General features: G+C 40.3%; 16 protein-coding genes. 11 read left to right on the top strand and 5 right to left on the bottom strand.

Annotation, left to right across the window (positions count from 1 at the left end; all coding sequences use genetic code 11):
* Nucleotides 1–18 precede the first annotated feature (18 nt).
* From KQ486_RS02515 to KQ486_RS02500, 4 genes are all read left to right on the top strand, one after another.
* Complete coding sequence (locus tag KQ486_RS02515; RefSeq protein WP_144161129.1) at nt 19–363, top strand: cupin domain-containing protein; 345 nt, start codon at nt 19–21, stop codon at nt 361–363.
* A 170-nt stretch (nt 364–533) separates the two neighbouring features.
* Nucleotides 534–1,526, top strand: a complete 993-nt coding sequence (locus tag KQ486_RS02510) for a TRAP transporter substrate-binding protein (RefSeq protein ID WP_144161132.1) — start codon at nt 534–536, stop codon at nt 1,524–1,526.
* A gap of 63 nt (nt 1,527–1,589) precedes the next feature.
* Nucleotides 1,590–2,051: a TRAP transporter small permease gene (locus tag KQ486_RS02505; RefSeq protein ID WP_216686685.1), complete on the top strand. Its 462-nt coding sequence runs from the start codon at nt 1,590–1,592 to the stop codon at nt 2,049–2,051.
* Entirely contained in the window at nt 2,048–3,325 is a 1,278-nt protein-coding gene (locus tag KQ486_RS02500) for a TRAP transporter large permease (protein WP_216686684.1), read from the top strand. Before KQ486_RS02505 ends, KQ486_RS02500 begins: the two co-directional genes overlap by 4 nt.
* A 77-nt stretch (nt 3,326–3,402) precedes the next feature.
* Here the strand turns inward: KQ486_RS02500 and KQ486_RS02495 are convergent, their stop codons facing one another.
* Both KQ486_RS02495 and KQ486_RS02490 read right to left on the bottom strand, forming a co-directional pair.
* Nucleotides 3,403–5,316, bottom strand: coding sequence for a DEAD/DEAH box helicase (locus KQ486_RS02495; protein WP_216686683.1), 1,914 nt, complete (start codon nt 5,314–5,316; stop codon nt 3,403–3,405).
* A gap of 102 nt (nt 5,317–5,418) precedes the next feature.
* A complete protein-coding gene (locus tag KQ486_RS02490) occupies nt 5,419–5,649 on the bottom strand; it encodes a hypothetical protein (RefSeq protein WP_144161143.1) in 231 nt (76 codons plus the stop codon).
* Between the two features lie 111 nt (nt 5,650–5,760).
* Here KQ486_RS02490 and KQ486_RS02485 point away from each other — a divergent pair, with 111 nt between their 5' ends.
* From KQ486_RS02485 to KQ486_RS02460, 6 genes are all read left to right on the top strand, one after another.
* Nucleotides 5,761–7,359: an ATP-binding protein gene (locus KQ486_RS02485; RefSeq protein WP_216686682.1), complete on the top strand. Its 1,599-nt coding sequence runs from the start codon at nt 5,761–5,763 to the stop codon at nt 7,357–7,359.
* A gap of 1 nt (nt 7,360) precedes the next feature.
* Nucleotides 7,361–8,035, top strand: coding sequence for a response regulator (locus tag KQ486_RS02480; RefSeq protein ID WP_216686681.1), 675 nt, complete (start codon nt 7,361–7,363; stop codon nt 8,033–8,035).
* A gap of 199 nt (nt 8,036–8,234) precedes the next feature.
* A complete protein-coding gene (locus KQ486_RS02475; RefSeq protein WP_144161152.1) occupies nt 8,235–9,296 on the top strand; it encodes a tripartite tricarboxylate transporter substrate binding protein in 1,062 nt (353 codons plus the stop codon).
* A 110-nt stretch (nt 9,297–9,406) separates the two neighbouring features.
* Complete coding sequence (locus KQ486_RS02470) at nt 9,407–9,865, top strand: tripartite tricarboxylate transporter TctB family protein (RefSeq protein WP_144161155.1); 459 nt, start codon at nt 9,407–9,409, stop codon at nt 9,863–9,865.
* Nucleotides 9,866–9,877: 12 nt separating this feature from the next.
* A complete protein-coding gene (locus KQ486_RS02465; protein ID WP_144161157.1) occupies nt 9,878–11,371 on the top strand; it encodes a tripartite tricarboxylate transporter permease in 1,494 nt (497 codons plus the stop codon).
* A 36-nt stretch (nt 11,372–11,407) separates the two neighbouring features.
* Nucleotides 11,408–11,635 carry a hypothetical protein gene (locus tag KQ486_RS02460; RefSeq protein WP_216686680.1) on the top strand — a complete coding sequence of 76 codons (228 nt, stop codon included), beginning with the start codon at nt 11,408–11,410 and terminating at the stop codon, nt 11,633–11,635.
* A 251-nt stretch (nt 11,636–11,886) separates the two neighbouring features.
* Here KQ486_RS02460 and KQ486_RS02455 read toward each other — a convergent pair whose 3' ends face one another.
* From KQ486_RS02455 to KQ486_RS02445, 3 genes are all read right to left on the bottom strand, one after another.
* On the bottom strand, nt 11,887–12,762 hold the full coding sequence (locus KQ486_RS02455) for an IS3 family transposase (protein WP_216686679.1): 876 nt from the start codon (nt 12,760–12,762) through the stop codon (nt 11,887–11,889).
* Nucleotides 12,759–13,046 carry a helix-turn-helix domain-containing protein gene (locus tag KQ486_RS02450; protein ID WP_216686678.1) on the bottom strand — a complete coding sequence of 96 codons (288 nt, stop codon included), beginning with the start codon at nt 13,044–13,046 and terminating at the stop codon, nt 12,759–12,761. The genes KQ486_RS02455 and KQ486_RS02450 overlap by 4 nt, the downstream gene beginning before the upstream one ends.
* 368 nt (nt 13,047–13,414) lie before the next feature.
* Entirely contained in the window at nt 13,415–13,897 is a 483-nt protein-coding gene (locus KQ486_RS02445; RefSeq protein WP_144161160.1) for a GNAT family N-acetyltransferase, read from the bottom strand.
* Between the two features lie 131 nt (nt 13,898–14,028).
* Here KQ486_RS02445 and KQ486_RS02440 point away from each other — a divergent pair, with 131 nt between their 5' ends.
* Complete coding sequence (locus tag KQ486_RS02440; protein ID WP_216686677.1) at nt 14,029–15,690, top strand: M20/M25/M40 family metallo-hydrolase; 1,662 nt, start codon at nt 14,029–14,031, stop codon at nt 15,688–15,690.
* Nucleotides 15,691–15,769 lie beyond the last annotated feature (79 nt).

The following is a 15,769-nucleotide window of genomic DNA, read 5'->3' as shown; positions in this document are numbered from 1 at the left end:
CTAGGGGGAGGTGATCGAATGAGCCGGCCATCAGTGGAGTTTACGGATTACCACCAATTCAAAAGAGAAAAAATTGATGGCAAGGTGGATGGACTATACCAACGAATGATTTCACAAGACGATCAAGGCAAGGATTTAGTGAGAATCATGGAATTTGAACCTGGTACAGATACCACACCAAATGGAGTCCAGTCACATGATTACTGGGAGGAAGTCTTCATTATAGAAGGTTCATTCATTGATTTGACATTGAACAAAGAATTCACCGCAGGCATGATTGCATCTAGACCTCCAGGGATGAAGCATGGACCTTGGAAATCACCAAACGGATGCACGATGTATGAAGTTAGATATTACAAATAACAACTTGAAATTTTTTACCTTAAATATTAAGAAAAGACAAACGATTCGGATAAAAGATAGCGTCAAACCTTACTATAGATAAAAAGGATAGCGTCTCGCCAAGGAGCCATTAAATCTTTGGTAGAGCAAGATGGTTGTAAAATAAATATACAGAGAAAAGGAGTTTTAAAATGAAGAGAATTTTATTCAGCACACTACTCATCGTGTTAATGGTAACACTTGCAGCATGTGGTGGGTCAGATTCAGAAGGATCTGGAGACTCACAAACATTGAAACTAGCTCATACAGGATCTGAGACTCACCAATATCACTTGGCATCTGAGAAGTTCAAAGAATTGGTTGAAGAAAAAACAGATGGTGAAATTACTATTGAAATTCACCCGAATGCGACATTAGGTAGTGAAGGAGAAGCAGTTGAGCAAGTTATGGACGGTTCGTTGGATATGACAACGGTTGCACCAGACAGTAACTTTTCGAACACTGTACCTGAAATGAACGTGTTTGGTATTCCGTACTTGTTTGAAGATCGCGATCACGCATACAGCACATTAGATGGCGAGATTGGTGATGAATTACTTGCTTTATCTGAAGAACATAACATGAAAGGTCTTGGCTGGTGGGAAATCGGTTTCAGACATTTGACGAACAATCAAAATGAAATTGTCACACCAGAAGATGCTGAAGGACTACAAATTCGTGTACAGCCTTCTCCAGTATGGGAAGAGCATATGAAAGCAATCGGTGCGAGTCCAACTCCAGTTGACTTTAACGAACTATACTCTGCTCTTGATCAAGGAGTTGTTGATGGACAAGAGAATCCACTTCCAACCATCGAATCAATGAAGTTTTACGAAGTACAAGACTATGTTTCATTGACAGGTCACACATATAATCCAGCGATTACTGTCATGAATTTAGATTTGTGGAATGAATTAAGTGAAGAACACCAGAAAGCGATTCAAGAGGCAACGGACGAAACGACGGATTACCATAGAGAACTATTGGCTGACAAAGAGGAAGAAATTCTTCAAATGCTTGAAGACGAAGGTGTAACGGTTACAGAGCCAGACCGTGCAGCGTTCAAAGAAGCAACAAGTGATGTGAAAAACACTGTTGAAGAAGTCCCACAAGACTTAATCGAAAAAATTGAAAACAATAAGTAATAGGATTGCCCGGGAGGGGATACTCTCTCCTGGGCATTCTACTTTAAAGTGAAGGTGATTCGTATGACTGCTTTAAAAAGCCTAGACAACTTCATCGGAAAATTACTTGAGGTAGTGATTACACTTTGCTTAGGGTCAGTGGTCATCATTACCTTCCTGCAAGTGATTTTTCGATATGTCTTAGATCAACCACTGACATGGTCGCAGGAAGCTTTGATGATTGCGTTTGTCTATAGCATTCTTTTTGGAGCGGCTCTAGCGATTAGAAATGGAGATCATTTAAAGGTTGATTTATTCGAAAAAGTTCCGAAGAGCATTAATATTGTTCTAAAAAGTATTGAATTTATCATTGTCGGAGTATTAATTGTCGTTCTGTTTCTTTACGGTACTGAATTGGTACAAAATAATTTTAAATCAGGGCAGACGATGAGCATGCTACCGTTGAAAATGGCGTATGTCTATATGGCACTGCCAATCAGCTCAGTATTCATGGCATACTATCATGTTAGGAAGGTGTTCACATGATATGGTTAATTCCAGTACTATTTGTACTCATACTTCTTGGAACACCGATTGCCTTTGCGCTAGGTTCCGTCACCATTCTTGGTATCGTATTATCTGACGCAGATCTGTTAATCAATGTTCCAAGACAAATATTCGGAGGCGTCAATAATTTCACTTTAGTTGCCGTACCGCTCTTTATTTTAGCGGGAGAGCTGATGACACAAGGTGGAATTTCCAAACGTCTGATCAACTTTTCGAAAACATTGGTTGGTCCACTTCCCGGCGGTCTTGCAATGGTCGTCATCTTGGCGAGTATGTTCTTTTCAGCCTTAACCGGTACAGCGATTGCTGCAGCTGCGGCAATCGGAGGCATGATGATTCCTGCCATGGACAAGGAAGGCTATGACAAACGCTTCTCTGCCAGTATTGTTGCAACATCTTCAACAATCGGTCCCATTATTCCACCAAGTATCGTGTTAATCCTATATGGAGTCATCGCTAGTGTATCAATTGGTGATTTGTTCATTGCTGGGGTGCTTCCTGGTATTTTAATGGGCCTTGGCTTAATGATCTATAGTTATTTTGTCGGCAAAAAAGAGGGTTACCGTGCGAGTGACCGCCGTGCGACGTTTAAAGAAATTATCGTCGGCGCAAAAGATGCTGTCTTGGCATTAGTTATGCCAATCATCATTATTGGCGGGATTGTCAGTGGAATCTTTACAGCAACTGAATCAGGTGTAATTGCCGTGGTCTATGCCATTGTGATTGGTATGTTTGTCTATAAAGAGATTACAATCAAAGACTTCTGGCCAATTTTACTTCAAACCGCAAAAACGACAGCGACGATTATTTTCTTGATCGGTGCAGCATCCTTATTTATCTGGTTCTTATCGTTTAATTCAATTCCGAACCAGTTACTGAATATGCTCGGTCCAGTAGCGGATAATCCGATTCTGTTGCTCTTGTTGATAAACGTCATCTTGCTTATTGCAGGTACATTCATTGATACGATTAGTGCCGTATCTATTTTTACACCGTTATTCTTGCCGCTTGCATTGGCGGCGGGCATCGATCCAATCCATTTCGGGATAATCTTATCCGTAAACTTGACGATTGGAATGGTGACACCACCACTTGGCGTCTGCTTATTTGTTACGTCTTCCATTGCGAAAATTACCGTTCCGAAGATGTTCAAGTATTTATTCCCGCAAGTGGGTGTGCTTATACTCGTGTTGATTCTTGTTACGTATGTACCAGAGTTGATTCTATTTCCAGTTGAATTATTTGTAGATTAACTAAAACCCTTGAACGATACACATACGTGTGTGGTTCAAGGGTTTTTAAAAACATTTTTACGGCCCGAAGGAAAATCTTAACTACTGTCGGCGCGAATACTGTCTTGGGAAAAGCGCTCGTTCATTTCCTCCAAAAACTGTGTATATTCCGATTCGCCTGAGAAAGAGAGCGATAAAAACTTGTGAGCTCGTGTCATCGCGATATAAAGAAGGGCGGCTTCTCTATTTTTATCCTTCTCCAATTCAAATGGGATATTATCAACATTGACAATAAATACAGCTTGAAAATCGAGTCCTTTACTAGAGTCAATAGTGCTGATTTTAATCTTTCCGTCATCCTTGGAGTACGTTTTCTTCGTGCCTTGGTTTTCAGCGACCCAATAAAAAGGAAGGTTATTTTTGGCTAATTGCCTTTGAATGATTGAAATGTAATTTTGTTTAGATGATTTTTTCACTCGATAAAGAATGGCCATTTCATCGTAAGGAACATGATGCTTCCTGTGCAAACGTTGAATCGTCGCACAAACTTTTTTCATTTCATCCATGAACGAGTCAGCCTTATAGACGTACGGTTCAGGACCTTTTCGTGGGGTCGATTTAGGAGCAATGATTTCTCCTTCAATATGTTGCTCAGCGACTTTATCTTTCAAAGTAGAATGACGCTGGTAAAATTCCCATGCAAATCGGACGATTTGTTGCGTGTTCCGATAATTGATCGATAGGATTCGCGATCTCCCAGTGAAATCGAGTCCTAAATCCTGTTTGTAGGTACGACGGCGTTTGTATATATCTTGCGCTCGGTCTTCAACTAACAATAGCGAGCTCGTTTGTGGGTTGACCAGTTGGCTGACCAATTGTAACCATTCAGACTCAAAATCTTGGCCCTCATCAATTAAAATAGCGTCATATCGGTCTACAAACTGTGTACTCGTTTGAAGCGATCGAATCAAATGAGGGATACGATTTTCATTCGCATTGAATTTATCCTTTAAAAATGAATGGAAGTTATAAACTTCTATGTCTCCGAGTTTTTTAGGCCCTGACGTTTCAAACAAAGAAACCTGGTCGCCATCTTCTTTTAAATCTTGAATTTTCAAGTCGATCAAATAGCGTAAGTAATTGGCGAGCGATACATTATAACAAAGAATCATGATTTTCCAATCAGGGTTTTCGCGAGCAAGCAGCGCGGCTCTAGTTGCCAAGATTAGCGTTTTACCACTACCAGCAACCCCTCGAATAATTCGGTTTTTATCACCGATATTTTTCGCATAGTTTTCTTGGTGGACATCCATCGCTTTTAGATTATGCATCGAAAGCAGAATTTGCTCCTGATGAGGAGCCTGTTCCTGATATTCTCCACCAATGCGTACCTCTGGAAATAGATGATGACGAATCGCATCAATGTCTTCTCGCTGCAGTGGTTCGCGTAGTCGAAAATTAATCTTGAACATATTCATTAACTTTTCCATAAGAATTTCTTCAGAGAAATCCTCGTGGTCCGGATCGATTTCATTTCTGGCCAAGCAATACTGAGGGCTGATGACCGAATAGAGATTCTCTTTTGATAAATTCTCCGTCTGTAATCGGGAAAAAACGGCACCATAGCCACATGGGAATTTTAAATTGAATCGGTGCCGTCCATTTGATTGAATGAGGTTTTGGTCCTTCTTTAAATAATTCATCAAGTGAAACGTAAATTCTTCGGCTTTTTTGTAGGGGTTTGTTTCTATGGCTTGCTGCTGGTTCCGCCCGAAGATAATCCATTCATCCTTCGTCGCTTGAACAATCGTCGAAAGGGTCCAATCCTTCACTTCTAATACAATCAGTCCAAGGTCAGGTCCGATGATGACAAAATCCGGTCTCCTGCCGTGGATTTCAGGCTCATAGTAAACGATATAGTCTTCCGGTAAAAATTCTTTTAGCGTACGAAACAACACGCGTTCACCGGCGGTTGCCGTCCGGCGAATGGTTTCAGGAACTGTGAGCGCCATAAAGTTCACCTACTTATATGTATTATCCCTAGTTTAACATATATTGGATGTGTTGAGGTGTACGCTAGAAAGTTGCACGATTCGTAAACGGCACAAGGTAAACTAGTAGATCTCTGCAACAGCAACGAACCCTGTCATGATTGCAACAATCAAGACAAATAAACTCAATCCGATTCTTTGATCCTTCCAATAAGTCAAGGAAACAATTAACAAGAAAAACATACCGACTACGTAGTAGAGGAAAGAAGGAATCTCTAATTGGTTATTAAACAGACGAATCAAAAAAAGAATTAAGAGAATACCTGCTAATAGCTTCGTTATGAATTGTGCCATTTATCATCACCTCTCACCGAAAAAATCAATTTCAAAATATTGAAAGCTTACTAACAATTGCTGGCTCACCATGTTAATCTATTGATAATAGAGTAAGGAAGGAATAAGACTATGGCAAGTAAATTTTCGTTACAAACAAAAATTATGACGATGCTCATTACCCTTTTGTTTATCGTTACTTTCTCATTGACGGCCATTCAATCATACATAGAATACAATCAAATCAAAGATCATATGGGGCAAAGAGCACTTGATGTAGCTACGTCCATCTCTCTGATGCCGGAAGTGATCAATGCTTTTGATGATCCCAACCCAACCGAAACCATTCAGCCGATTGCTGAAAATATTCGAAAGCGGGTTGGTTCTGAATTTATTGTTGTTGGAGATGCAGAAAGTACACGGATTGCCCACCCTGAAACGCATAAAATCGGCAAAAAAATGGTTGGCGGAGATAACGACAAGGCGTTAATCCAAGGAGAATACTATAAATCGGAAGCAGTAGGCTCATTAGGACCATCGTTACGCGGAAAAGCGCCGATTTTCAATCAAGAAGGAGATATTATTGGAATCGTTTCAGTCGGTTTTATGATCGAAGACATTAAGGGGATGATTTTTGAACGGCTGAATGATCTGTTTTTATTTTCCTTGTTGGTGCTTCTTGTTGGAGCTGTGGGTGGTCTATTTCTCACAAAGAGTATCCGAAAAGATATATTAGGACTTGAACCTCGCGAGATTGCCAGTCTTTACCGTGATCGAAAAGCTGTTTTGCGCTCCGTGAAGGAAGGGATTATTGCAGTCGATCAAAAAGGAATGATAACACTTTTAAACCATTCGGCGAGAAAGATGCTTGGGCTCGATGAGCGTGCCAAGTATAAACATATTGAAGATGTATTACCGAATACAAAAATGTACGATGTTTTACAAAGTGGCAAGCCAGACATTGACGAAGAAATCATTTTAAGAGACCGGCATGTGATCGTCAACCGAATCCCTCTATATGAAAACGGCAAGACGGTCGGAGCTGTTGCTAGTTTCCGAGATAAGACTGAAATGCAACAGATGATCAACGCGCTATCGGAAGTGAAAAGTTACTCGGAAGATTTACGGGCACAAACACATGAATTCACAAATAAGCTATACGTACTGTCTGGGTTATTACAGCTCGGTCACTATCAAGAAGCGATTGATTTAATCCAAGAAGAATCTTACTTCTACCAACAACAGACAAAAAGTTTGTTTGAGCATATCAAAGATGAACCTGTACAAGCCATTTTACTCGGCAAACTAGGAAAAGCTTCTGAGAAAAAGATTGAGCTTTCTGTAGATGAAAACAGTCAGCTTGCCAAGTTGCCAGAGCATCTGACGACTTCAAAGTTAACGACGATTTTAGGTAATTTATTTGATAACGCAATGGATGCAGTACAAGATCAAGAAGAACGACGCGTGACGTTTTTTGCAACAGATCTCGGAAATGATATCATTTTTGAAGTCAGTGACAACGGTCCAGGCATTCCAGAAGATAAGCAAATGAATATTTTCTCAAGGGGATTCTCGACGAAAGAAGAAGATCGTGGTTTTGGATTGCCAATTGTTGAAGAAGTAGTTGTGGATTTACAAGGAACGATCAGTTTTGATACCGATTCAAATGGGACTGTATTTACGGTTTATTTACCGAAAACGTTAAGTGATCAACAAAGCGAGGTGGGTTAATGTGTTGCGGATTGGAATAGCAGAGGATGATTTTCGGGTCGCTTCCATTCATGAAGGGTTTTTATCCAAAATGGATGACGTAAAAATCGTTTTTAAAGAATTAAACGCAGAAGATACAATAAATAAGATTAAGTCGGTAGATATTGATTTATTGTTGTTGGATATCTATATGCCAGATCGCCTTGGCACTGAATTGATTAATGACATTCGCATGATAAAGCCAGAACTCGGCATCATCATGATTAGTGCGGCTACTGAAAAAGAAGTCGTGAAACAAGCACTTCAATTAGGTGTGTTTGACTACATCATAAAGCCGGTTACGATGGACCGCTTTATTGAAACGATTGAGAAATACCGGAAGTTTCAATTGGAGTTAGATCAATATAAGGAAATCGATCAGACGTTCCTTGACCAGTACTTTGGTTTCCAATCGAAAAATCAACTGAAAGAAGATACACCAAAAGGGATCGATCCTTTGAGCCTGCAAAAGGTCAATAAAATTCTAAGAGAGGAATCAAAAGGCTTCACAGCAGAAGAAATGGGTGAGCGAATGGGTGCATCCAGGACGACGGCGAGAAGATATTTGGAGTATTTGATTTCAATTGGCGAGTGCTACGCAGAATTAGAGTATGGAATCGTCGGTCGGCCAGAAAGACATTATTATGCAAATATCTAATGAATAGAGATACGAATGCTTACCTCGACCTGGTGAACGGGTTGAGGTTTTTTGTTTTCGTGAACAAAATGAACAAAATCACCTTTATGGTCTTTATTTTACTAATAATGAAAACGGTTACAAACAAAATATTAAAGTGCTAATATAACAAACAGTGAACATTTTGTGAATTGAACAAAAATTATTAGGGGGTAGAAGCATGAAGAAGTTTTTAGCTATTTTATTGTTTGTATTCTTGCTTGGTTTCCTAGCTGCTTGTGGTGGCGAGGATAATGAAGAATCTCAAGAAGATTCAAAGAGCAATGAAGAAAGTACGGAAGAAAGTTCTGAAGGGAATGCGGAAGGTGGAGAATGGACGCCTGATCAGAACATCGAAATGGTCGCACCAGCAGGAGCCGGTGGTGGTTGGGATACGACTGCCCGTATGGCTGCACAAGTATTAAATGAAGAAGGAATTATCGAAGAGAGTATTGGAGTTGTGAACAAAGAAGGTGCAGGAGGAGCGATTGGTTGGTCATACATTGCTAACCAAGAAGGAAATCCACATAGCCTATTCGTATCATCTTCTCCAATTCTATTAGTGCCGTTAAGCGGTCAATCTGAACATGGACATGAAGACTTCACACCAATTGCAAACGTCATTGCTGACTATGGTGCATTTGCTGTACGTGAAGATGCTGAATGGGAGAATTTAAGTGAGTTATTCGAACAAATGAAAGAAGATCCTTCTAGTGTAACGGTTGTAGGAACATCATCACCTGGAAGTATGGACCACATCCAATTCGTTCGCTTTGCGAAAGCGGCAGGCGTTGACATTACAAAAATCAAATACGTATCTGCTCCAGACGCAGGAGGAATCACTCAAGTGCTTAATGGAAGTGCTGACGTCTTCTCAACAGGTGTCGGTGAAGTGGTTGAACAAGCGAGAGCCGGAGAAATTCGCGTACTTGCTGTGACCTCTGAAGAAAGACTTGAAGGAGAAACTCTATCTGAGTTCCCGACGGCGAAAGAGCAAGGAATTGATGAAAAGTTCATTAACTGGCGTGGCTTCTTTGGCCCGGCAGACATGACGGATGAGCAAGTAGCTTATTACGAAACAAAATTCAAAGAGTTAAGCGAATCCGAAGCATTTGCTGAAATCCGTTCGAACTACGGATGGAATGAAATGTACATGGGTAGCGAAGAATACAAAAACTTCTTGGATGAAGAAAAAGAGAATTTAAAAGGATTATTGGAAGAGCTAGATTTATTGAACGAATAATAGATTTCAATAACGAATCATTTATTATCCTATGAAGTCAGCAGGGGTCCCCTGTTGACTTCTGATTGTTTATTTATACGAGATTCATTGTGCGAGAGGAGGAGAATCCTGTGTTGAAAAACGTGAACCAACGAATTGCGATCGTATTGGCAGTTCTATCGGCTTTTTACCTCATTTTAAGTTATCAATTACCGACGTATCCATATATTCCTGTAGACGCCGATGCTATACCTAAAACGCTCGGCTGGTTACTGCTTGCTTTATCAGTAGGTCTGTTTTTCTCTAAAGATCGGGATTCCGAAGAACAAAAAGCAAAAAGACACATTCCAAAAAAAGATGTGATTAGTCTATTGGTCGTTTTCCTATTTGTCTTTTTGTATATTACGTTTTTCGAATCACTCGGATTTATTTTAGCGACAGTATTATTTGTATTCAGTTCTACATGGTACTTAGGTTACAAAAAGCATTTGGTTAATGCGATTGTATCCATTTTATTTCCAGTCATTTTATATAGTATTTTCGTTTATATGCTTCAAATTAGATTGCCAGCAGGAATCTTACCATTTTAAAGGAGGGATATAATGGGAGCACTTGACGGAATTGCGACAGGCTTTCAAGTCGCATTAAGTTTAGAAGGAATCATGTTTGTTTTAATTGGTGTGTTTGTCGGTACGTTTATCGGAATGTTACCTGGTTTGGGGCCGATAAGTGCCATTGCCATTATGATCCCGATTACTTATGGCATGGATCCGACGATGGCATTAGTCATGATGGCAGGTGTATACTATGGTGCCGTTTTTGGTGGTTCAACATCCTCTATTCTTTTAAACGCACCAGGTATTTCCGGAACAGTGGCATCAGCATTTGATGGTTATCCGATGGCCCAACAAGGAAAAGCGGGGAAGGCATTGGCCATTGCTGCGATTTCTTCCTTTGTTGGAGGAACGATTAGTGTTGTCTTGCTGATGATCTTTGCGCCAATGCTCGCGAGCGTGGCTATTTCATTTGGTCCACCGGCTTATTTTGCATTGATGCTATTGGGCTTATCAGCCATCGCTAGTTTGTCAGAAGGTTCGACGATTAAAGCGATGATTTCAGCTGTTATAGGTTTCATGATTGCAACGATTGGAATTGACCCACAAACGGGGACAGCACGGTTTAACTTTGGTAGTGCGAATTTATTGGATGGAATCGATTTTCTCGTCATCGCACTTGGTTTATTTGCGATTGCCGAAGTATGCTACCTAATCATGAATCGTGATAAAAAATCCATTGGAAGTGCGAAGGAAATCGGAAGCCTTCGTTTAAGCAAAAGTGATTTTAAAGAAATGAGTGGCCCAGCAGGTCGACAATCATTTTTAGGCTTTATTTTAGGTATTTTACCAGGTGCTGGGGCAACGATCGCGTCATTCATCAGTTACATCACTGAAAAAAAGATTGCGAAAAACCCAGATGAATTCGGTAAAGGATCCATTAAAGGGTTGGCTGCACCTGAAGCATCAAATAACGCAGCGACCAGTGGGGCGTTCGTTCCATTACTTAGTTTAGGTATTCCAGGTTCAGGAACGACGGCAGTCATGCTCGGTGCTTTTCTAGTCTTAGGGTTACAGCCAGGACCAATGATGATGACCGATCGCCCGGAAGTATTCTGGGGCATTATTGCTAGTATGTATATCGGTAATATCTTTCTATTAATCTTGAACTTACCGTTAATTCCGTATATCGCAAGGTTATTGACGATTCCGAGACCGATGTTGATTTCACTGGTAATCATGTTCAGTTTTATTGGTGTCTATGCGATCAGCTTTAGTGTATTTGACCTATACTTATTATTGGCATTTGGGGTCTTAGGCTTGTTAATGCGTATGTTTGCCTTTCCAGCGCCACCATTTATTCTCGCATTCATCCTTGGTGGAATGATGGAACAATCATTCAGACAATCCATGACCATTTCAGGCGGAAATATTTCCATATTTTTTGAAAATAACATCTCACTCGTATTAATTATCATGTCCGTACTATCTTTCATATTCCCAATTATTAAAACGATTCGGACGAAAAAGAAAGAAGCTTAAACGGATTCGGCGACTCCCGTCTAGATTCAGTGGCTGTTGTACATTGTCGAGCGGTTCGATGCGTTTATCGAGCGGTTGGAACGTTTTGTCGAGCGGTTCGTCGCGTTTATCGAGCGGTTGGCACGCTTTGTCGAGCGGTTCGATGCGTTTATTGAGCGGTTAGAACGCTTCATCGAGCGGTTCGATGCGTTTATCGAGCGGTTGGCACGCTTCGTCGAGCGGTTCGATGCGTTGTACATGTACCTGTCAAGTAGACAGTACTAAACCGCACAACTCTCTTTCCTTATCCGCCAGCCTTGACCTTGTTTGTGACCATGGTCATTTTCAGTTAGCGGATGGGAAAAATAAAGCCTTCAAAGGCTACATCCGCAAATCTAGCGTACCATGGGCAATCACTTCTAAGTTCCGCTGGTGGGGCCCCGTCCCCCTCCAGCGATCACTAAGATGTGGCACGACGGTCAAGGCCAAACAGCTTCGCTGTGGCTCCGATGAGATTTTCTTATAATGTTCTCTAGTTAAACTGCTGCTCTTAAGCGATACTGCACTGGACTCATTTTTAATTTAATTTGGATCCGTTTGTTGTTATAATAGTTCATGTAAGTATCTACGGCATTGTGGACTTCGATTACGGTTTTTGGATTTGTGAAATGGTACATTTCACTTTTAAGATGACCGAAAAAGTTCTCGATGCAAGCGTTGTCCCAGCAGTTGCCTCTGCGGGACATAGATTGGGTAATACCCATATCCTTTAAACGCTTCATGTAGGCGGGATTTGTGAATTGGAAGCCTTGATCACTATGCAAGATGGCTCCTTTCGCAAATCCTTTTTTTTGTAATTCGTTCAATGCCCGGTGTACTAACGCGATTTCTTGGCTTGTTCCTATGGAATAGGCTACAATCTCCCCATTAAACAAATCTTTTATGGAACATAAGTACATCCATTTTTGATTGCCTTTTTTTACGTCCATGTAAGTAATATCAACGGCAAATTTAATCCCTGGTTTATTGGCCCTAAAGTTTCGTTCCAGAATATTAGGTATCTTTCCATGAGGCTGTGGGAACCGCTTGAAACGTTTTCTGCGTATCTTACACTGTAATCCATACTTTCTTATCAGTCTGGAAACTCGCTTCTCATTGACCTTTATCTGATATTCATTTTCAAGCGCAAGCTTGATTCGCTTTCTTCCATAAGTTCCTTTGTGATCATTGAATATTTTCAGAATAAAAGGGATCATTTCTTCATCTTTTTTATCCAAACTACTTTCTCCGTCACGCTTTAACCATTTATAATAGCCAGATCTCGATACTTTTGTGATTTCAGCCAGTGTAGATATTGGATATTCTTTAGAATAAGCAAGGATAAAGGCATAACGTACCTGTTTGTTATTCACCCCCTTCTTAGATCTAATACCTTTTTTAAGTATTCATTCTCCAGTTTCAGACGAGCATTTTCTTTTTTCAGATCGCTTGTCTCTCGATCCTTTTCATTCGTTGTTTTTGGTACGCCGTATTCCAATGCCGTATAACCATGTTCTCTAACAATAGCTACCCAGTCATATATTCTTCGGCGGCTCTTTATTGAAAACCTCTTCGTCAATTCAGGAACGGATTCTCCTTCAAAGAATAATTCGACTACCTGTTTTTTTAGCTCATACGGATATTTCATTTGTTTCATAATCCTCAACCTCCAAATAGTTATGATAACACTTTTACTATCTGTGCGGTTTTTTGGTGTCTACTTTAATGGTACAGTAGCACGTTTATTGAGCGGTTAGAACGCTTCATCGAGCGGCTACACCAGTTTTTCGACGGCTTCCCAACATTTTTCAGCGGCTTGCCGAGCGAAGATGGGTGGAAAAAATCAAAGGTACATTTTTGCTTCAGCAAAAATGATCCACATAAAAAACGAACCTCGATTTAAATTTATCTGAACGTTTGAGGTACGACAATAACCCTGGTAATATACAAAATTTCACTTCGCCGAAATTAGAGTATATTACCGGGATTGTTTGTATGCACTGCATTGCTGACGAACGAGTATGTTTATAAATATTTTTTCATCCGAATCGTGTGCAAGTCATAGTCAAAAAATTGTTCAACATACCTTTCTACTTCAATAAATTCTTTTCTTTTATAAAAATGTTTTGCAGCCTCATTTTCTTCTTCGACTTCAAGTGTAATTGTTTGGAGACCTTCGAGTTGTTTGATTCCCTCTTCCAATAGCATACTTCCTAATCCTTTATTTTGAACAGTAGGGAGAAGGTAGATTGCTGCCAGTAATGAATCTCCGTTTTCATCTACAGGCGTAAAGTGAGCGTAGCCGTTGACAATATCCTCATGAATGGCCACGAAGATTATACCGTTCTCTAACTTCTTCTCTAGCATCGGTCTACTGTAGGCCTTTTCTAAAAAAACATTCCGAACCTTCTTTGGAATAATCCCTTCATATGTATCATGCCAGCTCATATGTGCAACATGCTGGACGCTTGGTATATCTTTCTCTTCCATTAAACGAATGGTAGCCATGTCGATCCCTCCAAGTTAAACGAGTTAATCGTTAGTATACAAAATACAAATGAAAAAAGAAATAAACGGTTCTTTCTTTTCAGAACAATCTTTCATATACTAAAGAAAATCAATGATTGTGGGGGATTCATGTGTTTGATACGCGAGAGGAAGTTTTGTCATTGACAAAGCGTTTGGTAAGTATGGAAAGCATCGTTAATACAGCTGGTGAAAAAGTGATCGCTCGCTCCCTTTATGAGCTGATTTCATCCTTTGATTATTTCGAAAAAAATCCTGACCAAGTCATGCTGGAACAAACGATCAATGACCATAGAGAAAGATATAATGTGCTTTGTTTTGTTAAAGGAACGAAAAAGAAGAGTGATCGGACAGTTATCTTGTTTGGTCATATGGATACTGTCGGTGTAGACGATTTCAACCAACTGAAAGAACTTGCGTTTCTTCCAAACGAATTGATGGAGGCATTCGGGGAGCAAGATTTACCGTCTCCAGCCCAAGAACATCTTACGTCCGGTGAATGGTTGTTTGGCCGGGGAGCGCTTGATATGAAGAGTGGATTAGCCAGTCACCTTTATCTAATGCGTTATTATTCGATGCACCCAGACCAATTGGAGGGGAATTTAGTTTTTGTATCGGAATGTGATGAGGAAGACGGTTCGAACGGGATTCTATCAAGTTTGAAAACGTTAAAGCGTTGGAAGAAGGAACAACAATTTGAATATGTCGCTGCCATAAATGCTGACTTTGTCTCTTCGTTATATGAAGGTGACGAAAATCGTTATGTATATAAAGGAACTGTCGGAAAACTCCTACCGTCATTTTTTATTACGGGTCATGAAAGCCATGTCGGTGCTGCTTTTGATGGGTTGGATCCGAATTTCTTAGCAGCTGAATTAACGCGGCAAATTGAATATAATCCAGAGCTCAGTAATGAAGCGCTTGGTGAGACGACGATTCCGCCGGTATCCCTCAAACAGACCGATTTAAAGCCAAGTTATACGGTTCAGACGGCTCTGTCTGCTTATGTGTATTACAACTTTTTTATTCATTCGTGGTCACCGAAAGACGTCTTGGAGAAATTAAAAGAGCATGCAACGATTGCTTTTGGAAATGCACTCGAATTATATGAACAAAGGTACCGACTTTTTTGCGAGATCAGTGGCCATCCTTATCGGGAGTTACCTTGGAAAACGCGTGTGATGACGTATGAGGAAATGGAGCATCAGCTCATTGCGTTACATGGAGCTCCGTTTATCAATCATATGCATGAATTCAAGGAGGAACTGGCAGTCGACCCAGACTTGGATACCCGCATGTTCGCCGCGCGTGTTGTTGAAGAAGCATGGAAGTGGATGGATGATAAATCGCCTGCCATGATTTTATTTTATTCATCTCTCTATTCGCCTCGAATCGAAATGAGTGGGAAAACGGAAGATGAGCGAGTCCTTTTGTCTGCTTTAGATGAAGCAGTTGAAAAAATTCAGCCGCATTATAAACATCCAATTGTCACAAAAAACTTCTTTCCGTATATTTCAGATATGAGTTTTTTGGCAATGAGTGATGACTTGGAAGGAATCGAAGCTGTACAGAACAATAACCCAAGCTGGGGTGAGAAGCATTTTGTCGACTATCAAGACATTCGTGATTTAAATGTACCGGTCATCAATATTGGGCCTTACGGGATGGATGCACACGCGAAATTGGAACGACTCGAAATAAAATATTCTATGGAAATCGTTCCGAATTTAACGAATGAAGTGATTTTGAATATATTGAACCAACCAAACGAGTGAGGTACTTCGACAACAATTAACGTCAGTTCGGTTTGAATTGTCACCACAAGTGATATGCATAATAGTAGTACGTAATAAG

The organism is Allobacillus halotolerans, from assembly GCF_018967645.1.
GTDB lineage: Bacteria > Bacillota > Bacilli > Bacillales > Alkalibacillaceae > Allobacillus > Allobacillus halotolerans.
This window is presented reverse-complemented; position numbering and strand designations above follow the sequence as displayed.

Bases quoted from the DNA above. Each gene is read 5' to 3' on its own strand.
- KQ486_RS02515 (WP_144161129.1), top strand. From the start codon at position 19: ATGAGCCGGCCATCAGTGGAGTTTACGGATTACCACCAATTCAAAAGA.
- KQ486_RS02510 (WP_144161132.1), top strand. From the start codon at position 534: ATGAAGAGAATTTTATTCAGCACACTACTCATCGTGTTAATGGTAACA.
- KQ486_RS02505 (WP_216686685.1), top strand. From the start codon at position 1,590: ATGACTGCTTTAAAAAGCCTAGACAACTTCATCGGAAAATTACTTGAG.
- KQ486_RS02500 (WP_216686684.1), top strand. From the start codon at position 2,048: ATGATATGGTTAATTCCAGTACTATTTGTACTCATACTTCTTGGAACA.
- KQ486_RS02495 (WP_216686683.1), bottom strand. From the start codon at position 5,316: ATGGCGCTCACAGTTCCTGAAACCATTCGCCGGACGGCAACCGCCGGT.
- KQ486_RS02490 (WP_144161143.1), bottom strand. From the start codon at position 5,649: ATGGCACAATTCATAACGAAGCTATTAGCAGGTATTCTCTTAATTCTT.
- KQ486_RS02485 (WP_216686682.1), top strand. From the start codon at position 5,761: ATGGCAAGTAAATTTTCGTTACAAACAAAAATTATGACGATGCTCATT.
- KQ486_RS02475 (WP_144161152.1), top strand. From the start codon at position 8,235: ATGAAGAAGTTTTTAGCTATTTTATTGTTTGTATTCTTGCTTGGTTTC.
- KQ486_RS02465 (WP_144161157.1), top strand. From the start codon at position 9,878: ATGGGAGCACTTGACGGAATTGCGACAGGCTTTCAAGTCGCATTAAGT.
- KQ486_RS02450 (WP_216686678.1), bottom strand. From the start codon at position 13,046: ATGAAACAAATGAAATATCCGTATGAGCTAAAAAAACAGGTAGTCGAA.
- KQ486_RS02445 (WP_144161160.1), bottom strand. From the start codon at position 13,897: ATGGCTACCATTCGTTTAATGGAAGAGAAAGATATACCAAGCGTCCAG.